General features: G+C 53.7%; 14 protein-coding genes. 4 read left to right on the forward strand and 10 right to left on the reverse strand.

The window, feature by feature from the left end; all coding sequences use genetic code 11:
* The first annotated feature begins 94 nt into the window (after positions 1-94).
* The 4 genes from DZC79_RS10530 to DZC79_RS10545 all read left to right on the forward strand — a co-directional run bounded on the left by DZC79_RS10530 (position 95) and on the right by DZC79_RS10545 (position 3,737).
* Positions 95-1,483, forward strand: a complete 1,389-nt coding sequence (locus DZC79_RS10530; protein WP_118951548.1) for an exonuclease domain-containing protein — start codon at positions 95-97, stop codon at positions 1,481-1,483.
* A gap of 173 nt (positions 1,484-1,656) precedes the next feature.
* A complete protein-coding gene (locus DZC79_RS10535) occupies positions 1,657-2,619 on the forward strand; it encodes an adenylate/guanylate cyclase domain-containing protein (RefSeq protein ID WP_198666851.1) in 963 nt (320 codons plus the stop codon).
* Positions 2,616-3,215 carry a Crp/Fnr family transcriptional regulator gene (locus tag DZC79_RS10540; protein ID WP_232831813.1) on the forward strand — a complete coding sequence of 200 codons (600 nt, stop codon included), beginning with the start codon at positions 2,616-2,618 and terminating at the stop codon, positions 3,213-3,215. Before DZC79_RS10535 ends, DZC79_RS10540 begins: the two co-directional genes overlap by 4 nt.
* A 66-nt stretch (positions 3,216-3,281) precedes the next feature.
* The gene (locus DZC79_RS10545) at positions 3,282-3,737 is read left to right on the forward strand and encodes a DoxX family protein (RefSeq protein WP_118951551.1); all 456 of its coding nucleotides are present in this window, start codon (positions 3,282-3,284) and stop codon (positions 3,735-3,737) included.
* Here DZC79_RS10545 and DZC79_RS10550 read toward each other — a convergent pair.
* The 10 genes from DZC79_RS10550 to DZC79_RS10595 form a co-directional block, all read right to left on the reverse strand.
* The gene (locus DZC79_RS10550; protein ID WP_118951552.1) at positions 3,730-4,212 is read right to left on the reverse strand and encodes a hypothetical protein; all 483 of its coding nucleotides are present in this window, start codon (positions 4,210-4,212) and stop codon (positions 3,730-3,732) included. The two genes, DZC79_RS10545 and DZC79_RS10550, sit on opposite strands and share 8 nt — an antisense overlap.
* A 104-nt stretch (positions 4,213-4,316) precedes the next feature.
* Positions 4,317-4,646, reverse strand: coding sequence for a hypothetical protein (locus DZC79_RS10555; RefSeq protein WP_118951553.1), 330 nt, complete (start codon positions 4,644-4,646; stop codon positions 4,317-4,319).
* A 64-nt stretch (positions 4,647-4,710) separates the two neighbouring features.
* The gene (locus DZC79_RS10560; protein WP_118951554.1) at positions 4,711-5,073 is read right to left on the reverse strand and encodes a hypothetical protein; all 363 of its coding nucleotides are present in this window, start codon (positions 5,071-5,073) and stop codon (positions 4,711-4,713) included.
* Positions 5,074-5,138: 65 nt separating this feature from the next.
* Positions 5,139-6,068, reverse strand: coding sequence for a hypothetical protein (locus DZC79_RS10565; protein WP_118951555.1), 930 nt, complete (start codon positions 6,066-6,068; stop codon positions 5,139-5,141).
* Between the two features lie 33 nt (positions 6,069-6,101).
* The gene (locus DZC79_RS10570; protein ID WP_118951556.1) at positions 6,102-7,196 is read right to left on the reverse strand and encodes a hypothetical protein; all 1,095 of its coding nucleotides are present in this window, start codon (positions 7,194-7,196) and stop codon (positions 6,102-6,104) included.
* Positions 7,197-7,251: 55 nt separating this feature from the next.
* Positions 7,252-9,297, reverse strand: coding sequence for a Kelch repeat-containing protein (locus tag DZC79_RS10575; protein ID WP_118951557.1), 2,046 nt, complete (start codon positions 9,295-9,297; stop codon positions 7,252-7,254).
* Positions 9,298-9,305: 8 nt separating this feature from the next.
* Positions 9,306-12,935, reverse strand: coding sequence for a hypothetical protein (locus DZC79_RS10580; protein ID WP_118951558.1), 3,630 nt, complete (start codon positions 12,933-12,935; stop codon positions 9,306-9,308).
* Positions 12,936-12,962: 27 nt separating this feature from the next.
* Positions 12,963-13,913 carry a hypothetical protein gene (locus DZC79_RS10585; protein WP_118951559.1) on the reverse strand — a complete coding sequence of 317 codons (951 nt, stop codon included), beginning with the start codon at positions 13,911-13,913 and terminating at the stop codon, positions 12,963-12,965.
* A 1-nt stretch (position 13,914) separates the two neighbouring features.
* Positions 13,915-15,444 carry a hypothetical protein gene (locus tag DZC79_RS10590; protein ID WP_157977064.1) on the reverse strand — a complete coding sequence of 510 codons (1,530 nt, stop codon included), beginning with the start codon at positions 15,442-15,444 and terminating at the stop codon, positions 13,915-13,917.
* 25 nt (positions 15,445-15,469) lie between these two features.
* Entirely contained in the window at positions 15,470-25,093 is a 9,624-nt protein-coding gene (locus DZC79_RS10595) for a DUF6603 domain-containing protein (protein WP_157977065.1), read from the reverse strand.
* Positions 25,094-25,308: the final 215 nt, after the last annotated feature.

The following is a 25,308-nucleotide window of genomic DNA, read 5'->3' on the forward strand; positions in this document are numbered from 1 at the left end:
GATCTAAAAATACAGTACTTTATTTACTTTATTTTTGCAATAAAGCGCAAAAACGGAATCCAGAGGGTTGAAAAGGGTTTTTGCCTTAATAAAGATGGAATTTGCGATTGTAGACATTGAAACGACGGGAGGTTACGCGGCAGGCAGCAGCATAACAGAGATCGCTATACTGATCCATGACGGCAAAAAAGTTTGCGACCGCTACGAAACGCTGGTCAACCCGCAACGCCCTGTTCCGCTGTCCATACAGCTGCTGACGGGTATCGATGATGCCATGCTGGCACATAGCCCGGCTTTTGACGAGATCGCCGGCAAAGTCTACGAGCTGCTTAATGGCCGCATTTTTGTCGCCCATAGTGTCAATTTCGATTACTCTTTTATCCGGCACCAGCTCGAGGCGGCAGGCTTTACTTTCAGCGCCAGCAAGCTATGCACCGTCCGGCTCAGCCGCAAAGTAAGACCAGGCTTGCCTTCCTATAGCCTGGGCAGGCTCTGCGATACACTTGATATTCCTTTATCCAACCGGCACAGGGCCGGAGGCGATGCCGATGCTACCGCTATCCTCTTCTCCAGGCTTTGCGCCTGGGATACGGAAGGGCATCTGCAGGCGATGCTAAAAAAACAATCCAAAGAGCAAACCTTACCACCTAACCTGCCGAAGGAAGACTTTGAAGCCCTGCCCCAATGCCCCGGCGTCTATTACTTCCGGGATAGGACGGGTAAGGTGATCTATGTAGGGAAGGCCACGAATATCCGCAAACGGGTATCTTCCCATTTTACAGGGCATAATCCCAATCCGCAGCGGCAGCATTTTTTGCGCAATATCTATTCTATCCGTTACGAGCGCTGCGGCACCGAGCTGTTTGCGCTCTTGCTGGAGGCGGTAGAGATCAAAAGACTCTGGCCGGCATTTAACCGGGCGCAAAAACACCATGAAGCCAAATTCGGCCTGTACCTGTATGAGGACCTGAACGGCTACCTGAGGCTCGTTGTGGGCAGGCATAATAAATACCAGCCCGGCCTGCATGTATTCAGCCGGGAATACGATGCCCGTAACCTGCTGCATAAGCTGGTGCGCCATTTCGGCTTGTGCCCTGCCCTATGCCAGCTCGATGCCTGCGATGGCCGTTGCCATGGTGAAACCTGCCTCGCCTGCGGACCTGCAGACATTTATAATCACCTGGTGCGCGAAGCCCTGGAGCACCTGAACCGCCACCTGCCCAGCTTCCTGGTGATGGGCGCCGGACGTAACGAAGAAGAGCAAAGCTGTATCTGGGTCGAGCAAGGCAGCTTTTATGGCATGGGCTATATTGACAAATATTCTGATCTGCAAACACCCGAAGACATCAAGCCGCTGCTGACGCCCTATACCGGCAATGCCTATATGATGCAGCTGATCTACAGCCACGCCGAACAAAACCCGCAGAAAGTGCTGCAGCTGGCCACAGCCGGCGCTGAACAAGGCTTTTCCACAAGGCATTAAAGATTTAGCAGAAGTATAAGCCAGATTGCTATGATGGCACAACGGCATTAATTACATTTGGGATAGGGAGGCTTGTATTCTCCTGACCATAGACCATGCCTATCTTAAGCAGAAGAGCCCGGCTCCAATTCCGGCAACTAGCAGCGATCATAATCTCCTGGATCCTAATCGGGATGCTGGTTGCGCTGTACGACCACCAGGTTCTGCATACCCGCAATGCCCTGGGCACCGCACCCGGCTATACCCTTGGCGCCTCGATCGCCCTGAACGTGGGCATCGGCCTCTTTGGTGCGCTTATCGGCGGCAGCCTGCTCGTCTTCTATGTTAATGTAAAATTCAGGGACCGCTCCTATGGCTATACCGTAGCTTCAGTTACCATCTGCTTCCTGCTCATCATCCTGCTCATCAGCATTATCCTTGCCACTCTGGGCATGGGCGATCTGCACCGGCTGATCAAGAACGGCGTGGTATGGGCCGCCGTGGTCGCGATTACGCAAATGATGCTGCAGGTCAACAGCAAGTTCGGTTACGGTATCTTCTGGGACCTCATCCGCGGCAAATACAATACTCCCAGACAGGAGCGTCGTATTTTCATGTTCCTCGACATCAATGCTTCAACTACTATAGCAGAACAGCTGGGCGACCGGCGGTACCACGCCTTCCTCAAGGATTTCTTCAGCGATATTACCAATCCCATCCTCAACAATAAGGGAGAGATCTACCAGTATGTCGGCGATGAAGTAGTAATCGCCTGGCGCTACGGTGCAGCGGAAGAGAACAGCCAGTGCATACGCTGCTTTTTCGATATTAAGGAGCATATACAAAATCTGAGCCGGAAATACCTGCAGCTGTACGGGTTTGTCCCGGCCTTCAAAGCGGGCATTCATTGCGGCGAGGTTGTTGCCGGTGAAGTAGGCATTATCAAAAGGGACATTACCTACTCGGGCGATGTGCTGAACACCACTGCAAGGATACAGAGCATGTGCAAGCAATTCAATGAGGAAGTGATCGCGTCGGCCGAGCTGCTGGCGGCTTTGGGTACGCTCAGCGATTATGTATCGCAGGTGCTGGGCTCTATCAAGCTGCGGGGCAAGGAGAAAGAAACACAGCTGATCGCGCTCAAACCGGTAGCTTGATTATCTTCGCAGCGATGGACACCGATCTTATTTTACAGCATGTGGCGCAGCATATTCGCCTGGACGAAGCAGAGCAAACATTCTTCAACTCCCTCCTGCATCCGGCAACGATCCGGCGCAAAGATCATTTGCTGCTGCAGGGCAATGTATCGAGGCATGAAAGCTTTATCGTAAAGGGTTGCCTCAGGACTTATACCGTAGACGATAACGGCCAGGACCATGTGCTGATGTTCGGGATAGAAGGTTGGTGGATAAGCGATCTGTACAGCTTCCTCACGCAAATGCCGGCTAGCTGCTTTATCGATGCGCTGGAAGACACCTCGCTGCTGCAGCTCTCCAAACCCAACCTGGAAAAGCTATATGAAAAGGTGCCGAAATTTGAGCGCTATTTCCGGCTGATCCTCCAGAATGCCTTTGTGGCGCACCAGCAAAGGATCAACCAGAGCCTGTCCTTTACGGCAGGAGAGCGCTACCTGGAGTTTGTACGGAAATATCCCGGCCTGGAACAAAGGATCGCCCAGAAGCACATCGCCGCCTACCTGGGCATTACGCCGGTATTCCTGAGCATGCTGCGCCGCAAGCTGAGCGGGAAATAAATCTTCAACTACTTTAATTTCCATGCGCCGGACCTGTTGTTGCTTTGCAGCATAAATAAACAGGAAATGAAATATTTACTTTTTCGTACCAACCATGACTGGACCGGACTGATTATACGGCTGACCACCGGCCTGGTCCTCTTCCCGCACGGCGCACAAAAAATGCTGGGTTGGTTCGGCGGACCGGGCTTTGCTGGAGAAATGCATCATCTTACCGGCGTGGCACAGTTGCCATCGCTTGTCGCCGTGCTGGTGATCTTTATCGAATTTTTCGGCTCGCTTTCCCTTATTACCGGCCTGGCATCCCGCATCTGGGCTGCGGCCTTTATCGGTTTGTTCACCGGGATTATCCTGGTCGCGCATAAAGACTACGGCTTTTTCATGAACTGGTTTGGCCATCAGAAAGGTGAAGGCTTCGAGTACCATTTGCTGATCATCGGGCTTTCCATAGCCACACTGGTCAATGGCAGCGGCCGTTATGCGCTGGATAGCGCAATCTTAAAAGCGGAAAAGCCTAATTGAGCTTACGTATAGCACAGCCGATCTCGCCGTTCTGGAATACTTCGACAAATTGGTTAGCCAGCATCCAGGTGCGGGCTACCTCTTCAAAGTAAATACCCATTACGCCGGTCTGGCAATTACGAAACTGCGCCTTAAGCTCGTCCTGGGCCAGCTTGGCGATGTCTGCCTGCACGCCCGCGATAAAGGCATCCCGGTTTTCAAAGGACTGGCATTTGAGCTCTATCGCGATTTTTTCCTTGACATTTACGTCGTCATTATTGAAGAGCCAATCGACACGCTTGTAATTATTGGTATAAATGCCTACCTCGCGCAGGATATCGTACGTATTGTTCTGCGCCAGCACATAAGCGGCATAATCGGCCTGAACCCAGGCTTCCCAGCCGCCTTTCAACGGAAAATACAACTTGAAGTCGTTGCCCCTTATACCGCACCAGTTGATGAGATAAGTAGCATATTGATCGTAGGTTAACGTCATGATCTTTGTTTTTAGAAAGGAAAGAAAGGGCCGGACGCTATTGACCGGCCCTTCCCGTTAAGATTAGCCGAAATGCATTGCTTGCGCCGCCTGCACAGTAATGGTCATCGATGCATCAAAAAAATACCTTGTCCTGCCACCGCGGTAAAATAGATCGTACCGGCGTAGCGAGCAGGAATGGAAGACACAAGGCCTGTTGTAAATGCAGGGAAGGTACTGACAATCGTAGGTGTAAGCACGATAGGCGGCTGAGGTCCTGGAATGCCACATTCCGGGGCCACCGTTGCGCCCTTCGGCAGGTTCTGGTATTGTATGACAAACCGGATCTCGCCGGCCTCCGGGCCTTGCTCATACAGCATAATGCCATTGAGCTTGTTGGTGCCGTTGCCCCGCATCATGATCGAGTTCAGCACAGTTAATCCTTCAGGTCCCATCAATAATGGTATTTAGATAATGTCGCGGCATTATCATAGTGAATGAAATGCGGATCCGGTCCGGCTATGCGCCCATCTCTGCGGGAAACATGGCCATCATCTGCATCCAGGCATCCGGCGGCAGCGTACCTTTCGGCACTACGGAGTAATAGATCGTACCGGCGAAATTGGCCGGGACATAGCTATGCATGCCGACAGAGAAATCAGGACCGGTAACCGGCGTCGGCTGGACTACGATCGGCGGCTGGGGACCCAGCTCAGGGCATTCAAAGGATACTTCGGAGCCCACGGGGATATTGTGGCATTTCAGCATAAAAAGAATTTCGGAGCCCACCGGCCCTTGTTCGTAGAGCATAGCCCTGGTTATCTTGTTTTCACCCTCTCCGAGGATGCACCTTTCGCTTTTGATGATTCTTTCGTTTTCCATTGTTGTTTTTGATTTATCGTATAAAGGAAGAGGGCGGCTGTGGCCATAGACAGCCGCCCCGAACATTAGTTAGTTGTGGTTACCGACGCCACGGTGATCTGCTTTTTCGGCCCGCTACCGCTGCCTTCAAGATAAGAAGCGGTAAATACGATGCTGCTGTTGGCAGGCGGCGTATCCTTGGTATAAAAGCAGAAAGAGATATTACCCTTATAACCGGCCGGAACCTGCGTTACAATACCGTAAGATCCGTTGCCATCAGTAACTGTAGTTTTGTCGAGCTTGATCGGCGGATTGGGGCCGGTAGCATTGTCCGAATCAAAAGATACGGTAGTGCCCGATGGAATATTATTGCACTTCATGGAGAAGCTCATCTGCCTTGCGGTATCGCCCTGGTTATAGGCAAAGGTGGTCTTCCAGCGTAGTGTAGGTGTCGGCGGCGGTGTGGGCTTGTCAATGACCACTTTTCTCCATCCGATCGTATTGTTGTCGGCTACATATCGTTCAAAGTCTGTGATCCCGCTAAAATCGGGTTGTGTCCCTTCTGGCACGATAACACCGATCAGGCTGTAGGTAGCGCCATCCAGCGGATTGGGTGGCGTCCATACAAAAGGAAGCTCCGTTACCACTACAGTGCCCCTGCTCTGTGCGCTCACGCTGACGAATGGTTTACCATCTCTCGTTTGCAGTGCATTCTTTTCCCATAGTGCCGGATTGTTCAACTCCGTATCCTTGGCATAATACACATAAATATCGCCTTGCTGAAGCCCGGAGACCATGCTTTTTCCCCTTACATAGATGTAGTTCAGCTGCTCTGCTTTGAGGTTCTGGTTTACATCCTTTTCATAGCTGTCCATAAAATACTTCAAGGGATTTTTCACCATTGTCGTACCGTTGGAGATCACATCCGGCGAAGCAGAAACGTCGCCGGTACGGGGCAAAGTACCATCATCAGTAAGCGAAGCCCGGATCAGGATATCTATATTTTCAGTGCTCATAGTTTTATTGTTTTTGAACGAAAAATTTAAAGATTAGTGTTTCCAGATATAATTCATTGCACCAACTACGATCAGGCGTTTAGGCCCTCCAAGTGCGATCAGCTGTTCCAGGTATTGATCATGATGGGACAGCAGCCTGGAAGAATCCCCCGAACGTTCCAGCTCTCTTTTGATACGGGCGTAGGCCTCATCAACAGTGGGAATACCAAACTCAGAGGGAGCATGTGCATACTGAAACAGCTCGGTGCCGGGATTGGTGGGATAAGCGGTCTGGATATCGATGACAGCCTCGCTGAGATCGGTAACGCCCGGAGGCGCTTCCAGGTTGAAATAAATATCGCTGACATATCCTGCGGGCACATCACACACTACGCCGGTAGTAAAGCTCGGGAAGGTGGAAACCTGGGTAGGTTCCAGGTAGATAGGTGGATTGGGCCCCGGCGCGCCAGCCGAAAAGGACACTTTAGTTCCTTTAGGCACGTTGGTACAAATAATCGTGAATTGGATCTTACCCCCTTCAGTACCCTGCTCATAAAACTGCTGAACGCCGGTAAGCTTTACTGTGGTCGCATTGTTGACGATCACATTGCGCCAGGCAATACCACCGTTCTTGGCCACCCAGCCGGCAAAATCAGAAATCTGCAAAGTATTGGGAATTTCATTATCGTATCCAGGAGAAGGCACCTTTGCGATCATACAGTAGTGATCATTGCTAATGTTATCGGGCTTCCAGATAAAGGGCTCCGAGGCCACGCCAATACCACCCGGATCGGCAACCATGGATACGGGGTTGTGCGTAGGTGTAGTTGTGATCTCGTTCCAGTTAGCGGGATAAGTAAGCAGGGAAGCTTTGGACCAGAACAGGCGGGGACGGTTGCCATCGGTATTGTCTTCGATCTTTTTGTCCGAAAAATTCTTGCCTCTCAGGTAAATATAATTCGGTGCTCCTGCGTCGAGCGCCTTGCCCGGGTCGCTGTTATAGTTATCCCTGAAAAAGACTTGTGGGTTGGACACCGGAGACAGGCCATAAGGAATAAGATCGGGTGAGGAGCTCAGCGCACCCGGTTTGGGAATGGTGTTGATCTGGCCAAGCGTGGACCGTAAAAAGATGCCATTGTAAGTTGCCATAATGGTGAATTTTAATTGATGAAATAATTGCTATAGTATTACTGTAGATAAGTTCTTAAATGGAAGGTGTATAGGCCCATACATTCTGGTTGGCAGCGACACTATTCAGCAGAGCGCCGCCCAGGAACCAGAGTGCATCCTGGTATTCCACGCCCGCGGTATTCAGGATATCCTTCCACTGAAAGCCCCGCTGAGTGGTCCATTTGCTGTCGGAGCCCATGCGGTTCATATCATATAAGCCTTTCCTATCCGCGCCCAGGCCGCTACCCATATAGATACCGTTACTAAGCGTACCGGCCACCGGGTAATAACGGGGCGCCCAGCGTATATTGCTTTGGTTGATCCAGCTGGCGCCATCGGATGAGGACCATACTTCGTTGACCGGCTTGCCCGTCGTTTCGTTGCCGTTGATGAGGCCGCCCAGAATCCAGGCCTTGCTGTTATAGGTAACCACAGCGAAAGCGCATCTTCCGTTCTGGAAGGCCTGGCCGGTTACCTGGGTCCAGGTTTTGCCATCGGCGCTGCTCCACACGTCGGCCAGGCATTGATTGCTGCTGTTGATACCGCCAACGATATACATTTTTTCATTTAGCACAAAGCAGCCGAAGCTTCTGCGGGCAGACCACTGCGCCTGCCCTGTTTCCTGCGTCCAGGTTTTGCCGTCGCTGCTGCTCCACACATCGTTCAGGTAGCTGGCATCGGTACCTTGGCCGCCCATGAGCCACATTTTATCCTTGAATACAATGCCGGCAGCATAGCTGCGTGTCTGCCAGGGTATACTATTGGTTACGGGGATCCAGTTGTAGCCATCGAAAGAACGGTACACACTGTTCATATAATTGCTGGCCATCACCCATATCGCCGTATTGAAGTTGAGTACTACCGGCAGTTCAGGAAAGCCGAAAGGTGCACTGGAAGTAAACTGGTTCCAGCCCAGGGGCATTGGCAGCAGCTCTACGCTGCGCATGGCCATGCCCAGGCTGTTTTGCGCCATCAATGTGTAAGCCACGCCGGAGTTGGGAATAATGCTCAGGGCACCATTGCTCAGCTGGCTTTGATCGATGCCGTTGATTGTACCGTATTGTACGGTAGCGGTCACTGCCGAGCGTACATCCCAGGACAAAGCGATCGGTTCGCCGAGGCGGGCGCCGTAGCCCGGAGTAGCGGTAAAGGAATTGATCACGACCGGATTAATGCTTACCGGCGCCGTTTTGTTGGCATACTCATTGCCTTTGTTGGCCGCAGTAAGAATAAACGTAGTCTCGTTCCATACCTGCACCTCCAGCTCGCCCTGTGCCGGCAGGTCTTTATGATCGCCGGGAGATATGGTGATCTTATCGGCGTAATTCACCTGCCATGTCAGCTTCACTTTGCTGCCGGCATCCACTTTGCCCGAAGAAACATCAAAGCTTTTGATCTCGGGCGAATTGACCGATACTGTGATCTGCTTCGAAACATTGGGGCCCTCTCCGTAAGCCGTAAGTGTGTACACCGTGCTCAGGCCCGGATTGACGGTGACCTGGTCGTTCGGCTTGATATCGGTAAAGTCGCCGGGAATAAGGGTTACCCTAGCCGCCGCTTCCGTGGTCCAGGATAAGACGCTGGCTGCGCCGGAGGCTACATAAGCCGGACTGGCATTGAAGCTGCTGACATCCAGCTTACTTTTGATCTTGACCACCTGCTTGTTGTCTACCGGGAAAGAGCCATCACCGCTGTTCTCGGTGATGGGCAGGAAAACCGTACCATCCGCCTCGTTCACGATAATGTTCTGCAGCTGGAACGTAAGGCTCTCCCCGGGTCCTATGGTCGTATCAGCATCTATTGGCGTGGCCCGGTACAGCCCGTCATCCACCTGCTGAAAGTCCCAGGTCAGCGGTTGCAGCGATATGGGAACGATGGAAGAAGGGTTTGCTGTCAACGCATTTTTATCATCGACTTTATTGCTAACGGGCAGCTTGATCTGGAAACCGAGAATGGCGATCGCCTCTTCGGTAGTATTGCTGGCCCCGATGGTCAGCAGCACGCGGGAAGGATTCAGCGCATCGCGTGTGTAGTACACACTGCCCGGCAGCACGGTATAATTGAGTTTGGTGTCGCTCATCGTTTGAATTATTTTGAATCGTTGAGGGCATTGGATAATTTCAGCCAGCCATCCTTCAGCTCATAGCCGACGCCGATACGCGCTTTCTCATTGGCCTGCGCAATGGTAGTCAGCTCTTCCCAGGTAGTTACGCCGGTATGCTGTATCCAGGACCATTTACCGCTCATTTCCGAAGGCAGGGGCATGGACAGCTGGTCGGGATCGGTGATCAGCGGACCGGTACGGAAGGTCACGTTCATATTGCTCATGGCATTCTCTACCAACGTGCCGGGCAATACATTGAGCTGCACGGGGAGGATACCGGGAATCACATTGACATCACCACGGGGATCGACCAGCAGGAATACTTCCTTGGCAGGCTCTTTAAAGCTGAGCGCCACCGGTTCATTGGTAATGTAGCCCGAAGTCTTATCGATCTTGTCGGCCAGGATACTGTTAAAGGTGAGGAAGTCTTCCAGGAAATAGCCGATGGTACCATCCTGAGGATCCTGCAGGCAACCGGTCTGTACCGGAAAGGCGATATCTTCATAGCCCCCGGTAACCTTCAGTGTCGAATCTTTCCAGTTCTGGCTGTACACCGGCGCGCCCATCAGGTTATAGTTCATCGCCGAGCGCACCAGGGCCAGCGGTCTGCCGATAAAGACGGAAATGAGCTCATTGTTGCGCCCTCCCAGGGGCTCTACAGTCCACAGGGTTTCGTCAATGATGGATAACAGGCTGCCGAAAGCTGCAGCGCTATCTTCTCTTGCCAGCAGGTTCGCTACAAAGCTGCGCAGGTAAGGATTGGGAATCACTTCTTCCAGCGGTGCGCCCACAGGGACATTCTTACCAGGCGCGTTGTCCCAGCGCAGCTGCATCCGGCTGAATGTTCCGGTAAGGATCAGCTCGCCCAGCAGATGTCCGTCCGGCGTGTAGAGCGAGAGGCCCTTATCGAGGTGATTGGGCAGCAACCAGCCGCATATGGGATCGGTCATTTGGTTGATCTGACCACTGTCGTTGGTTTTACCATCTCCGGAAAGGAAGTTAAATTCGAAACGGGCGTTCTGCGTAACCCTGGGTGGCAGTTGTACGAGATTGGGATTATTGGGCGTCACCATACCTGTACCGACCACCGGCTTGTAACCTGCCGGCTGCTGTCCTACCGCCGAAATGGGATCGAACACCTGCCCGAAGTCATCCACGACCCATAATTTGTTCAGCTGGAAATGCCCGGCGCGCACAGGATAATTTTTCACGCTCATGTCTGGCACAGGCGATAGCTGCGTCATATCGCCCACCAGGCTGTTCACATCGGCAGGCGCCTGGTTCAGCTGATCCGGGTTCAAGGCCAGCAGCAATTCATTCAGGCCGCTCATGCTCTGGGTCAGGAAGTCCCATTGGCTGACGGTATTAAGGAACTCCCGCAGATCGGGAAACTTACCGGTATCTTCAAAATACTTCTCCAGCTGGGCTTGCATTACGAAAGCGCTGTTGGGCGTAATGAGGCTGCTGCCGCTGATCGTAACGCTGTTGCCGGTTACGTTGTAGCGCTCGTCCCATACATATTCCAGGGCTTCCGCATCAAACTGCCACTTCTCCAATGCCTTCGAAGGCTCGTCGTAAGAAGGGAACCAGTTGATCTCCCAGGCCATATAGAGCGGCGCCCAGGGAGCAGCCCATAGCTGTACCGCCACCTTTGAAGGAATGGTACCGATGAAGCCTGAGGCATCGGTCACCAGCTGCCGGTCTATATTGTAGATATCTGCATTCCATGCAGCAGTCTGCTGTGCCGCTACATTATTGGCATAGGCAGCATCGTAGGGTATCTTCAATAGGTTGCAGGCCGCCTGCGCTATAGCAGGAGCATTCGAGGTATCGAAAAAGTAATTGTCGATACAGATGCTGTTTGTCTCTTTGGGTACCAGGCCGTATGCGGGCAGGCTGACGGGCGGAAGCGTAACATTATCGCTCATCACCGGCTGTACTGGCTGGTTGGGCAACATTACCTGCAAACCGGTGATCGTTTGTCCCGTAAAACGGGTAAACAGGTGATCATCATCATCAAAGCGGCCGTCTTCTCCGTGGCGGTAAGCCCTGTGCGCGCCATAGATCAGGACTACCGGATCGTTAGCCTGGTGATAGCGGTTGCCCATGTTCTCCTTGAGCTCCTCTGTAGAAGGCAGACCTTCTTTCACCTTTTCGATCAGGGCGGCGATTTCCGTATCGAGCTTCCGATTAGCGTCCTGGAGATCCGATACCAGCTGCTTATTGCCCGGGATCGCATTCTTCAGGTTGTCCTGGATCACTTTCCATTCCGCGGCCGAAATGCCCGCCGGCGGCTTACCCCAGTAAGTCCCCGATTTACCGGTCTTCCACCAGTTGCCATACAGGTCCGATTGGGCCGATTGCATCAGGTGCAGGTTAAGGTCACGTTCAGCCGCCTTCCGGTTCAGCGATACGAGGTCGGCGAGGCGCTCCGGCTTGATGAAAGGATCTTCGGGCTTGTCCTTATCATCGATATAGTAATAATATTCGGCATCATGATTGCCGAACCAGGCCTTGAAAATTTCGCGGTACAGCTGGTACTGTCCGCCCTGCTCCTGGTATTTGGTCAGCAGGTTATAGTTGAAAGCTTCCAGCAGCTCTGCAGCGGCTTCCCCATTCTGCCCTTCAATGTCCAGCTCGAAAGCTACCAATGCGGCCAGCGCATCAATAGCCGTATTGGCCACGGCAATGCGGGGCTGCTTTTCAGCGGGCATGGAAGGATCGTATTGCGGTACGCCGCTTTGCGGAACACCGTTCTGTCCCAGCCAGTTCACTTTGTAGACCATGCCCTGGCACAGCGTGCGTGAAGGGTAGAGGTCGCGGGCCTGGTCGGGATTCACCGTAATGTTGTTGGCTTTAGCCCAGGCCAGCCAATCGTTCACGGCCTTTTGCAGGTCGTTGTTGTCGCCTACGGTCCAGAGCAGGCTGTCCATCAGGGCCAGCCATTCATCCAGCGTAGTAAAGTTATTGAGCGGATCGTCTGCTGCATTCCCGTACCAACCCATTACGGTATAGGTCACCGGGACTGCCTTGTCCACGATATCGCTCATATCATCGTAGAAAGAAAATACATTATTGATATTGGCGGTATAGGCAGCAAATGCCGGATTGCCCGGGCCCAGCGCCATCAGGAACTGCTGCTGGCTTACCCCTGCTTCTCCGGGCCATTGCGCAGCCGGCCACACCTTACCGATACGGGTCACTGTCGGCGTTGCGGCATCCGGCTTAAGAAAGAGATTGGCGCCGTCTTTCGGATCGAGATAATCGCTCTGCAGTATCCAGGATTTCGATTTCCCTTCATAGTAACGGATAATGAGCCAGCGGTTGGGCGCATAAGGATACCGGATCTGCTCGCCTTCCTGACGGCCATGAGTAATGCCGTCGGGAAGCGCCCAGTGTAGCGTAATGCCCACACCCGGCCGGTCGGCATCCTGGAACATTGAAGGCCGTACATTCTCAAATTTTCCGGCATTGTTGTATTTCATCCTGTTGTAGGCCCAGGGATAATTCAGCGAGAGCTTCGACACCACCAGTGCCTCTACATCCACAGGGACCAGCAGGGAGGGGCCGTTCCAGAGTAAAGGGTCTGCTGTATTCTTTGCCGCTTTTGCCATGATCTTGTTTTTACCGTTGAAAGTGATTTAATAGTCGGTGCAATCATTGGGATTGGGTTGCGTTTCCGCACCGCTCAGGAAAGATTGCTGCTCTGCCGATTTAATAAGCTGTATGCCGAAGTCGGCGGGCGAAAGTGTTCCGGAAGGGCCCATGGCGTTGTAACGGTTAAGCACTTTGACCAGCGCTGCTTTCGTTGCTGCTACGTCGATCACATTCTTTCCGCCGCTTCGCCGAACCACCTCCGCTTCATCCTCCGGCTTAGGATTGCCGGTAACGAAAGTACCGACCGGCTGATCGGTATGATAACCCATAAAGCGCGGCACCAGCTTGCCGTCGCTGCGTACGCCGAAGGCCAGGCCTTCTTTCGGTTCGTTAAGCTGCACCAGCTTCGGCATCCTGCCATAGAGGCAAAGCATCACATCGGGCGCCAGGCGCTGGATACGCAGGTTCTCGATCTTGCCTACGGGTACGATGTTCTGATGGGAATCGATCGTATAGTCTTCGTAAGCGGCAATCTCCAATCCCGGCCAGCCCGACACCAGCTGCGAGCGCATCAGCAATCCCGAAACAGCAAGGCCTGTATTCAGCGCCTCAGGCAGCTCGGCATGAGCGAGCCTGCGGCGCACCAGCTGCATCGAAGCCCGGAGGCTATGCTGTACTTCTTCATACACCGATTGGATCAATGCGGTGTCCCTTGAGGATTGTGCGCCTACGCTCAAAGCACCGTCCACCAGGCAGCTCGTCCAGTTGGGGTCGACATAGAAGAAACGGAGCGATTCCAGTGGTAACATCCCCGCATTGGGCACCAGGTGCTCAAAGGGCACACCGTAGAGCAGTGAGAGACTGCTCAGCCAGTTCTCCAGCGCCGGTGGCAAGACACTTTCCCGGAAATTCAGTGAAAGCCGTAATTGCTTTACCTGCGTAGTTCCTTTCAGCGCCGCGATATACTGGCCGGCCCCGGGCAAATTCTTTTTCATATTACTCGGCTTTATCGCCTCCCGCAGAGGCCATGATTAATTGTTGTAAACGGTCCTTCATCATCGGGCCATAACGCAGCAGGTCGGCTACCTGCGTTTCCGAGAGCAGACCCGGCATACCATCGGTCTTACCCCTGGTTCCGGCCGGATCACCGGTACGGATCAGGGGTTCGGCGCCAGCCTGTGCCGGACTGACGCGTGCCGCAAAGTCCATGGAAAGGAATTGATGAATGAGATCGGAGATCACCAGCTTATCGCCCGCTTCCAGCAGGTGCGGACCAGCGTCGGCAAACAAGCCCTGCATGCGGTTCAGTGTATTGTGCTGTTCCAGCTTCAGGTTCTGCGCTGCCTTCTGCTCTTTGCGCCATTTCATCAGCCCTACAGCAAACTCCGAATCGGAAAGCGCCAGCAAGCGTCCGATCTGCCAGGCCACCGCATAGGACATATCGAAGAGCCCGGTCTTGCCGTCATAGATCATACCTGCTTCCGCGCTGAAGAAAGGCTCCAGCTTTACCGCATTCAGCTGCACGGGTGTAAGCGGTCCGCGATACCAGGCTGCAGTACGTTCGCCTTGCCGGGTCTGGTAATTCATCGCCACATAGCCGTCGTGGAATGCCGCAGCGACCAGCTGCTCCGCCTCGGTACTGGTCTGTACCGGCTTATTGGGAAGATGCAGAGAACAGGTATTGATGTGTTGTACCAGGTCTTTAAAGGTTTCGCCTTGCCGGGGCAGCGCGGTAAAGGTCCAGCTGGCCAACACGGCCATGCGTACGGTATCGTATTGTGCCGGGATAGCCGTACCGCCATAGAGATATGGGGCAAAACCTTCCAGCGATACCAGACAGGCATAATTGATCTTTCCTGCCGTAGGGAAACGGTTAGCCACTACAACGGAAAACCATCCGTCCGCCACATCCGCCCGCAGCTCTTTATTGGCCATATCCACCTCCCGGCAATGCGCGAGGTCGCGTAGTTCGGCCCTTGCCGGTACTACTGCGCTGAAAGTGGCTTTGGGAACATCCACGATGAGACATTGCACGGCTTTTTCTTCATCGCTTACGGTCAATCCCTGCGGGCCCATGATCTTCGCATCGGCAGGATTGACTACTTCAGCTACAGTCCCGTTCCTCACCTTAGCCACCTCTTCTTCTGTAAAGATCATCAGCGCTACCCAGGGTTCCGGCGGATCGACCGGCGGCTTATCGTCTATCGTCCGCTCCCAGGGCAGGGTCCGGCGGCTGAGCACAATATTGGGTACATACAGCTCATAATGGCCTTGCTTATTGGCCGGCGGGAAAATAGAATAGACGGTAGAGGGATCCAGCGTAAACCGCGGACCTTCGACCCGGAACTGCTGCACCTTATCGAACTCCTGGTTCAGGCCTTTGTCGACCCATACCAATTTCTGTTTGGTCTCGATCGTATAGGTGCCGGAACTTAAAGGCGGCGCGCAGAAATCATACAGGCGCATCTGCTCCTGTTCCTGCGGATCATCCGCCGCTGTCTTCAAGATAAATTCTGAATTTCTCATGATCGCTGGTTCGTTTGGAATCGGGTTAACGGGGTCCTATGGAAACTTTGGTACCGGAACCGGGCGTCGCCGTATAAGGATAAGGCAAGGCCGGCTGCAGCACGACCTGCTGCCAGTTCTCGGCGACATAAGACAGATTCTGCGACAGGCCCATCACACCGGAAATGTAAGTATCCTCGTCAGAGGTGGTATAAACAATACGCGCATCATAACCGGTATCGGCCGGGAGGCTGAACAATACCGCTGCTTCATAAGCGCCGTCGATCACCTGCACCGGTACAAGATCCTGGTAGGCAGGGCCATCCGGCCTGATGATCTTAATGCGTGCCTTCAGCGAGGCCGGGTTGAGCGGTGTATTTTTCGATGGCTTCTTAGCCAGCACCGCCAGGGTGTTCACCTGCTGCGGCAATATAGTTCTGATACCAGCCGGTACGCTGCGGCCATCTGCAGTAACCAGGTTGTCAGCTACCATTGTCTGTCCCGAAAGGAGACCGAAAGCGCTGGAGTAACGCATGTATTTCACGCGTACCGGGCTGTCGGGGATCACGATCGCACCGATACCGGTTAAAGCATTCGGATTGACCAGGGTCAGCTGCGCTGTTACATGCCAGCCGAAGGCATAAGGCATTTCCAGAGAAGCCATGCTGATGCCGCTCACATAAAGCTCCGCTACACCTTGAGGCAGGGCAATGCTTTCTGTCAGCACACGACTGCCCATAAGCTGGTTGTCGATATCAAACCAGGCCGCAAACACGGGCGTTTCGCCGCTGAGGCCGAGATAGGGCGCTGTGGCTTCGGGATCAAGATCGAGCAGCACGGCAACACCAGGAAAGAGCTCCAGCCCGGGTTGATCTGCATTTCCGGCGGCCCTCAGGCTGCGACCCTGAACTACAGCTTCCGTTTGCCACTGCGGCGTATTCTCGGCGCTGTACATTTTGCCTTTTACCGGGTGGATCATTTTTACCTCGCCGGGCGAAGCTGCCATAAACACCGGCGAAGGCAGGTCGGGACGGGAATACTGGGTCATCACAGCCCTGATCTTGACCGGATCGGTAGCAAGAGCGGCAGCACGCGTTTGTACAGCCGGTGCAGCAACAGAACGGTTCAGCGTCCTGGCCTGCAGCCTTTGCGGCGCCTGCTGGTAACCCAGGCTACCCAGCGCACCCAGCATCGGGTACGATTGGAAAGTATCGCTGGCATACGCAGCCATCTGGTCCAGGCGGCCGTCAATGCCCACATTGATACCTGCGCCCACCACCGCTTCAAGAATAGCCGTACGCATAGCAACAACGGGGGTTGTCATAATGGTATCTTCGATCACTACCAACGATTGATCGGACGGTGTCGCCGGTTGTGCGGGATGCAGCCGGGGATTGCTGGCGAGCGTAAGCTTGCGCCAGGCCCAGGCAGCATAGCCGAGATTAGACAGAGGGAACATCGGCGGCCCGTCCTGCGGCAGATTGCCGCCGGATGCGGCGATCCGGGCCGTGAAGCCCACCAGCGCGCCGGGAATGATCTTGGCACTGATCTCCGTCTTACCATTGTTCACCGTGCCCCACAGCGATTCGGGTATACCATTGGTATCACCGCTGATATCCCAGCCTGCCAGCTTGTCAAGAGGTGTATCGTAATATTTAAACGCTATGCCAAGAGTAGATTTCTGGCCATCTTTGCCAAACACCACCGATCCCATGGGCCGCATGCCGAATTTGACATCACTGCTGATGGGTATCTCCATACCGGTGATCGATATTTCATTAAGCGGAATAGCGGTGCTTACCGTAAAAGAAAAACCATCTGCGCCCACCTGCCACAGCACAGGGCTGGTGGCATTCACCTTGCTGTCCGGGTTGGGGAACTCTTTAATGAGGCCCGTAACCTGTTTGATATTAGTGACCTGCTGTACCGGTACTGTTTGTATATCATTCGCTTTAAGCAATGCTCCCTTCTCCTCTTCTTCTGTAGGCTGCTGCTGTGGCGCGGTGGCCGGTGCTTTATCGGAAGGCAGGAAGTAAGGCTTGAATTCTTTCCAGTCGATAATACGTGTATCGTTGGGCTTCGTCTCCGTTGCGCCGAAGTTGACGGTAAAGGAGATCACCCACCAATGCACGGTTACGCTGCCGGCCATCGGCGGTCCCCAGATGTGCACATCCGCGCCCAGCTCCACTTTGAAGGTCGTGGTCCAGATGAAATGCACCGTATAAGATGCGCCCACGCTGACCCCTACCCTGATATCATAATAGAAGGGATTCCACATAATGAGGAAATCAGCATAGGCCGTGAACCAGGCTTTGAGGTTACCGCTTTGATAAACCGCTTCCAGGGAGCCACCCGCCATTACTGCGGAAGGCGTCAGTGCAAAATAAGCGCCACCCTTGATGCTCACATTGCCGCCTACAGCCCAACTGAAGCCCAGGCGGGGCTCGTCGGGATAATAAGCCGGCTTTTTAAAGGCAGGGTGATAGCCACCCAGCGTAAAGACGAAATCCCCTGCCCTGGCGCCGGTATCGGGCTGATCCTTGAACCAGACATAGAAGGCGAGGCCTCCCGTAAGCCGGCAATTGGGATCGATCACATAGGAATTGGAGGTAAGCACGGCTTCCATGGCCAGCAAGCCGGTAGATACCTTATACGTTACTTTAAAAGCAATCTGCGCACCCACATAGGTCCGTCCCGTCTTGGGCAGCAACAGTCCGGAGATGCCCAGCAGGGCGATCTCAAAGTCGTTGCCGAAGATCACCATCAGCACGGCCTTAGAATCGATCAGCTCAAAGGAAGAGAACATGATTCCCGCCGCTACCCAATAGGAACCCAGCTTGGGCGGAACGATCTTGGTACCCAGCGCCTGCAGGGCCTGTTCATTGGTCGGTGCCTTACCGCCAACGCCGCCCAGGGCCGCAGGATTTTGTATACCGGCCACGAAGGGGAAATTCTCGATCTGGTTGGCGGGCGGAATATTAATAGTACGGTTGTATCCGAAGCCTCCCGACAGCCCTTTGATAAAGAAGCAGGGCGGGCCGCCAAGGGGTGCATTCAGGTAGGCAAAAATGAATAGGGAAGGATGACCGTCGATCAGCGCATAGGCGCCGAAAGCGCCGATACCGAAGCTTGCGGTCTGTATCATTGCCTGGCCCGTGTACTGTATATAGCCCAGCGAATCATCTTTAAGGAAACCGCCGCCGATGGTGACGGCCCCTGCATTATACGAGACGTCAAGCCCGGCAAGATCGAGCGAGTATTCTTTATAGTTGGTCGGATCGGTTATGGGAATACCGATATCGAGCTCGACCAGGTTGGCCATGAGCCCGGCCAGCGATACTTGTCCGTCGAAGAGGAAGTCAAGCCGTTTGGGATTTTTATCTCCTTTCCAGCCGATGCCCACCTTGCGGCATTGCAGCGGGCCGAAGGCACGCATCACGGATATCCATACCTTATCGGTAGCCAGTCCATTGGCATCATACAGCTGCAGGTCGAAGGATTGTGCATTGTAGACATAAGCCGCCGATATGGAGAAGGAGGGATTAATCGCATCCGTCTTACCGGGATTACCACCGGAGGTCAGCAGGTTCTGGGCCACCGGGTTCGTTTTGCTACCCTGGTTATCGAAACCGGGTCCCAGGGGTACGCCCAGGTTATACAACATCATGCCGGCGCCGAAGTCGGTACGCAGCTCACCGTTGAAATCAAGCGAAACGTAAGCCCGGGGTTCTATTGATTGTATGGTTACCCCTTTGGTATTGATCAACGGGCTCTGGTCGTTGGCGCCTGCAAAATCAAGGCCCACACTGATAAGGTCAAATTTAGGCTGGAAGCTGAGCTCATCATCCTTACTGTTGCGGCTGATGAAGTAGACTACGAAACCGGGATCGCTTGTCAGCCCGGTCCAGTTATCGTCCTTCGTCTGGCTGCCATAGTATTTGCCGATCTGGAGCAGCAGCTTCGCCCCCTCACTGTTCAAAGAGCTGGTCACCTCTATATCCGTGATCTGTATCCGCAGGCCGTAGCGCTTCAGATCGCCCTCTGTCGAGCTTTGAACATAAATGCCGTGGTCTTTAATCGGCACCACACGCTGACCATCCAGCAGGTTAAGGGCTGAGAAGATCAGCTTGGTCACAATGCCGACGGGATCGTTGACGTCGAAGGCGGTTCTCAGGTTGCATAGGTAGTAATTACCGTCCTGTTGCTGCAACAGGCCCCAGTCGGTAAGGATAATGCCCGGAGCGCCTTTAACGTTGCCTATGGTCGTCTCATTAAGCCAGTTCTTTACGGCCGCAACACCCAATGCCGTATTGGCCATAAAGGGAATAAGGAACTCCGTACCGAAATTGACCATCCATTGGCTCAGCGTCACATTTGTTCGTCCTGTAATCAGGAGCGCCGGTGCAGGCAGTAAGCCAATGCGCAGGGTTCCTTCCGCATCAGACACTTTAACCGGATAGCAATCCAGGAAAGGCCCCTGCATGCCCTGCAGGTTGCCCCTGAGGCCAAACAGCAAGGTCGGTTGGGGCGCATTGGGTATTTTAAACGCGCTGAAATCGGTTCCCACCGCAATGTTCACTTCATAACGGAGATCAGGATTTTTGTAGTCGAAGGGCAAGGCAATACCGACACCGGTATGGTTCAAACCCAGGGACATCCAGCTGAAAGCGGCTATAGGATTAAGCCACAGGCCGAAGACCTTTGTGCCTTCTATATCACGGATACCGATATCGATCAGTACTTTGGCAGATCCCAAGAGGTGCTCGTATTGCAGTATTTGCTTGTCTGTACTTAAGCTAAAGCCTTCCAGGGTGAGGATATCCGTAAGGAAATCGTTGATATTGGATAGCGCCTGCGCAATGTTCGCTTCTGTGAACTGCCCCAGCGGGTCTTGATAAATCGCATTGAAGAAATTGAAGAGATCGGAGCCGCTCTTGATGCCGGTCAACGTCTCAATACTTTGTACAAAGGGGATCAGGGCCGAGTCAGGGTGCGCCTTCGTATAAACATCGTAAGTACTGAACAGCTTATCGCCAATGATGGTCAGCAGTACACCGGCAGTACCTTCGTTCAGGAACTGGTTGAGGCCGCCGAAGGGCAGCAACAGAAACTCGGATTGGTTGGCTTTCGCGGTAAGGCTGAATTTACGCTTCTCATAGGCGGCGATAATACCCAGGGTATTGCTATCGCCGAGCTTATAGCTCATTGCAATGCTACCGTCCACGTTGACACCGTTAGCTGTGCCGAACGCCACACCCGCACCCAGGATAATATCCGGCGCAGGCGAGGGCAATGCCGGCCTGAAGCTGCCTTTCAGATTGGCGCCTTCCTCCCTGTTGGCAAACAAAGTAAAGGTAACGCCCCAAGGCAGGCCGGTCAGCTCAACCCCATCGTTCTTACCATCATGGCTGTACGCCTTCAGTGTTACATCGCCCACCTTAATGCCTGCCGCATCTGTGATCGCATACAGCAGGTTGCCCAGCCGGGTAAGGTCGACATTGCCTTGTCCGTCACCCAGTACTTCCGGTCCCAGCAGCCAGTCTGCGGGATTCATGAAAATACCGGTGAGGGGTACGATCTGCTCAGCACCTTCTACCGTAGTGGTCAATCCCAACACTTTGAAGATATTGTTTACGGCAGGGTTAGACGGCACTACATATTCGTTCAGGTATTTGACCGCAAAAGAGCTGAGCAGGGTCATCGGCACCTGGTAGCCGATCTGGGCCAGGTACTTTTGGGTATCGGCAGGGAAAGGCCACAGCGGCAGCGGGGCGAAGGCCTGCGGCATACCCGGGATGCCGGTCAGATAAATACCATAATCATGGCTCAACTGGCCGTCTTTATAGCTGGGTGCATAGCGGAAGGTCAAAGCAGAATCCAGGGTACGGGAGCCCAGGGCCACACTATTGGTCAACGTATAAGAGTTCACATCAACCGCCACGCTGGCATACAGCCGCAGCTCATCGCCGATCTTAAATATCGTATCGGTAGGGATCTGTACGGTCAGAATCTTACCGCTGGTATCGACGCTGAAATATTTCTCCAGTCCCGCGCCGGGTAAAGTGACCAGCTTGCTCACACTGGTCACCAATTGCTGGATCAGCGCGGGGCTGTTGAACAGGCTGCTAACACTTTGCTGCAAATAGCTTACCGGGTCTTTGAACAACGCCAGCCAATTGTTACATACCGGTACAAAATAGTTGTTATAGTCCTTAGCGAGATTCAGCGACTGTAGCAGGAACTGAACGCCCTGCCAGGCCAGCGGCAGATCAAAATTATTGTAGCCCATCAGCTGCGCCAGCGATTGGATCAGCGCCGCGCACAGCTGATCGCTGTTCAGCACCGCCTCCACCTTTGTCATCAGGTAGCCGCCTGGGTTGGCCAGGATCGAAGCCCAGGCGCCGGGATTGAAAGCATATTCCTTTTGATTAGTGGCGTCCAGGCTTACATCCAGCACGCCCAGCAGCCCCAGGATATCCAGCAGGGCCTGCAATTGAACAAAACCCTTTTGCTGCGCCGCTACCGACAATTCGTTCATCAGGGCGTTCAGCAAGGTATTGAATACGGCCATGGTATCGCTGCTCGTGAACTGCGGCTTGCCATCTACCGGGATCAGCTCTATATCCCTGAATATTTCATCCTTCCTCAGGCGGCTGCCCTGGAAGCGGAATACCGGGATCAGCTTCAGCTCGTTTTCCTGCAGCTGCAGGAAAACGCCCAGCTGCACTTTATTAATGATCAGCTCGTCGTTGATATCGACCAGCGGCAGGGTCACATCCGGATTCTGTATATTGGTCACCAGCGCGACACCGGGATAGGTCTTCACCGGCCCGGCAATGCCATCCAGGGTAACGCCCGGCACATCGGCCCGGAGAATGGTCGCGATCTGCACGCCTTCGGCGGCATCTACAGCAAATTGTTTCTGAACGCCCACACCCGTCTGGTTGTGCTCTTTCCAGGTCAGCAGATCGATATCGAATACATTGGGCAAGCTGACGATCCAGGGATCGGCCAAAGTCCCTATAGGCTGCACATCCGGCGCTCCCGGCGTTATGCCGGTAATGCCCCAGCCGATCACCTGCATCAGTGCGATCATGAATTCCTGGCTGTCATAAAGCTTGCTCAGCTGCGTAACAATATCCTTCCAGGGATTGCTGAAATTTTTGATCTCCAGCACCGGCCAGCCTTCAGGCAGGACCAGGTACTCCGGCACGGGGAAATTATACCCTTCATGCTTGTAGCCATCGAACACCTCGGGCAGGTTGGGCAGCAGGCCCAGGGCTATAGTAAGGCATACACCCACGGTTCCCCCGTTCTCTAACAGCAGCAATCCCAGGCCGTTGACAATGGCAGGTGCGAATTGCTTCAGCTGATCAACGCTCCAGCCTGCCGTACTGAACTCAATATTGCCCAGGTCGATAGTGGTCGCGCTGGAAACCAGCTCCAGGCCATCGATACCGGCTTTTACAAAGAAGCTTTGCGTATTCTTCCAGCCGCCTTCGACATAGACATCAGCAACAGCAATGGACACACCACCGATTTCGGGCGTCTGCAACCGTTCCAGCGTTTTATCCTTGATCTGCAACCTGCCGGTAAGTGCCTGCATCCAGGCGGCATTCCAGGTACCCGAACCGTCATCGCCGGGCAGCTGCAATACCATCATCGCGGCATTGAGCTTAAAGGTGGCTGCCACTGCATCGATAGGCAAGGGCACAGTGAAGTCGAAAGCGATACCCAATTGCTCTTCGCCGGGCTTCCATATGGCGAGATTGATGGTTGCTGTACCGATCTCGAACAAAGGAATACGCCAGGGATCCAGTTCTGTCCCATCACCGGCTACCTCCGTATTGTCGCTACCCAGCAAGGTAGAGAAGCCGGGGACAAGGTATTGGAATAAAGGTCGGCCTTCCGCATCGTCCGTGCTGAGGCAGCGGGAGTAATAAGCGCCCAGGGCCGCAAAGGGATTTTTTATCAGCAGCGACAGCTCCAGCGGCGACAGCAACATTTTATCCTTGAGCGGCCATTCGCCCTCATAGCTTTTCGGCGGGTCGATGCCCAGTACGGCAGTAAGCGCTTCAGCATAAGCGTTGTCTTCGCCGAAGAAAGTCTTGATCGCGCTGCTTACAACCGGTCCGATGGCCTTTTGTAAGGTATCCACGTTAAAGTTGGAAAGATCGATCAGCGGCCAGGCGCCTATTCCGGTCTGTACCTCCACCAGCCGGAAATTAGGGCTGGGAACTTTGCTCGTAGCAACCACGGCATCATACACAAAACCGACTTCCATCCGGCCGATGCTGAAGCCTGCTGGATTGTCGCCCTGCGTCTCATCGTCCAGGGCATCGGCAACGGCAAACAAAGGTTTGCCGGCGACGGTATTGGCCGCAGAAGCCATGATGCTGTATTGCGGGAAGAAACTGATCGTATTGGATTTTCCCTCGCCACGTATCTTGTAGCAAAGCACTTCGGCCGCGGCCAGCACCTGGACGCCGAATTCCGGCAGGCTGCTCACCGGTGTAATGGGCGAAGTGCTGATGCTGAAGCCGGGATAAAGCTGCAGCTCGCCTTCCGGGGTTTTTACCGTAGCAAAGCTTAAGTTGAACAGCACGGAAAGGTCTTTCCCGAAATCGAAGGTAAGCAGGTTGGCCGTCAGCGGATCGATACGCGTACCCGTACCGGTTACATAATTTTTATCTTCGGTAGCTTCCAGTCCTTTGAAGAGACAATACCAGTCATTGAGCCAGGATTTCAATATCGCCTGATCGCTGCTGATGTTCTGTAACCAGGTGGTAAAGATCGACACCACCTTCGAGGGATCTTTGACCAGCGCATCCCAATCGATACCAGGCACGGGTCCCAGCAGGCCCAGCAGCTCCATCAGCGAATGGATCATCTTACCGGCAGTTTGCGCCACGCCTTCCAGCTGCGACAGCTGGCTGCCCAGCACAGAAAGCGCTACCGTAATGCTCTGCTGCACCGAAGCGTTATGGATAAGATCAAACAGGGAGCGGTTACTTCCTTGCTTTTCCCCCGGCAGCTTCAGGTTAAGGAAGCACAAGTCTAGCGAAGGATACAGGCCTTCGGCGAAGAAGATCTTACTCGCAGCCATAAAGCCGTCGAAAGACAGGCTGGCCAGGCCGTTGCCCGTATTGAACACGCCATCGGCCCCGGTAATGTTGATCCCCGTCTCAACGGGATGATCTTTCTGACCGAGAATAAATGCAAAGCTCCCGCCGGCTTTAGCAGGCAGGCTGAGCACAGGGAAATAGGCAAAAGGAAGAATGGAAAAGTTATCGTACTGCCAATCATAAAGGCCGCCCAGGCCCAGCTCCGTAGGAATACCATCGACCGGCTTGCTCGCTACAATATAAACGCCGGTGGGTTTAGGCGGTTCGCCGTTCCGGGTAATAGGATTCAGTATCGGGTACCAGGTACGGTTCATGGCTTCCCGTGGTGTGCCGAGAGCATCACCGCCGGCGCTGCCCATCAGGGTAGCCAGCAGTTCAAACAGCTCAGGATTGGAGGGAATAGCGCTGATATAGGACCAGGGATCGCTGAACCAGCTGCTGTTGAAGCTATAGCTGTCTTTCTCCTTGATGAATAACCCGATCAGTGTCCCGATCTGCATTGCTATCGGGTTGATCGCATTGGGGCCTATAGTTGTGGTCGTCATAACCCAGCGTTTTGTTTCGGTTTGCAATAGGCACAGCATACATTTCACACGCATGCTGCTATCCATATATGTAAAACCAGGCTACAGCCGGTGCCGGTCGGGCAAAGGCTTTACGGGCTACGGGACTCTTTCTTCTGTTAAATGCTTGCAGCCGGTAGTTTCCGGTGGTTTGGTTTTACGCTGTAAAATGACTGAAAAAAGAGGGCTTAAACCAG

The organism is Taibaiella helva, from assembly GCF_003545695.1.
GTDB classification, from domain to species: domain Bacteria; phylum Bacteroidota; class Bacteroidia; order Chitinophagales; family Chitinophagaceae; genus Taibaiella; species Taibaiella helva.

Coding starts and splice junctions, on each gene's coding strand:
- DZC79_RS10530 (WP_118951548.1), top strand. CDS start 95: ATGGAATTTGCGATTGTAGACATTGAAACGACGGGAGGTTACGCGGCA.
- DZC79_RS10535 (WP_198666851.1), top strand. CDS start 1,657: ATGCTGGTTGCGCTGTACGACCACCAGGTTCTGCATACCCGCAATGCC.
- DZC79_RS10545 (WP_118951551.1), top strand. CDS start 3,282: ATGAAATATTTACTTTTTCGTACCAACCATGACTGGACCGGACTGATT.
- DZC79_RS10550 (WP_118951552.1), bottom strand. CDS start 4,212: ATGACGTTAACCTACGATCAATATGCTACTTATCTCATCAACTGGTGC.
- DZC79_RS10555 (WP_118951553.1), bottom strand. CDS start 4,646: ATGGGACCTGAAGGATTAACTGTGCTGAACTCGATCATGATGCGGGGC.
- DZC79_RS10560 (WP_118951554.1), bottom strand. CDS start 5,073: ATGGAAAACGAAAGAATCATCAAAAGCGAAAGGTGCATCCTCGGAGAG.
- DZC79_RS10565 (WP_118951555.1), bottom strand. CDS start 6,068: ATGAGCACTGAAAATATAGATATCCTGATCCGGGCTTCGCTTACTGAT.
- DZC79_RS10570 (WP_118951556.1), bottom strand. CDS start 7,196: ATGGCAACTTACAATGGCATCTTTTTACGGTCCACGCTTGGCCAGATC.
- DZC79_RS10575 (WP_118951557.1), bottom strand. CDS start 9,297: ATGAGCGACACCAAACTCAATTATACCGTGCTGCCGGGCAGTGTGTAC.
- DZC79_RS10580 (WP_118951558.1), bottom strand. CDS start 12,935: ATGGCAAAAGCGGCAAAGAATACAGCAGACCCTTTACTCTGGAACGGC.
- DZC79_RS10585 (WP_118951559.1), bottom strand. CDS start 13,913: ATGAAAAAGAATTTGCCCGGGGCCGGCCAGTATATCGCGGCGCTGAAA.
- DZC79_RS10590 (WP_157977064.1), bottom strand. CDS start 15,444: ATGAGAAATTCAGAATTTATCTTGAAGACAGCGGCGGATGATCCGCAG.
- DZC79_RS10595 (WP_157977065.1), bottom strand. CDS start 25,093: ATGACGACCACAACTATAGGCCCCAATGCGATCAACCCGATAGCAATG.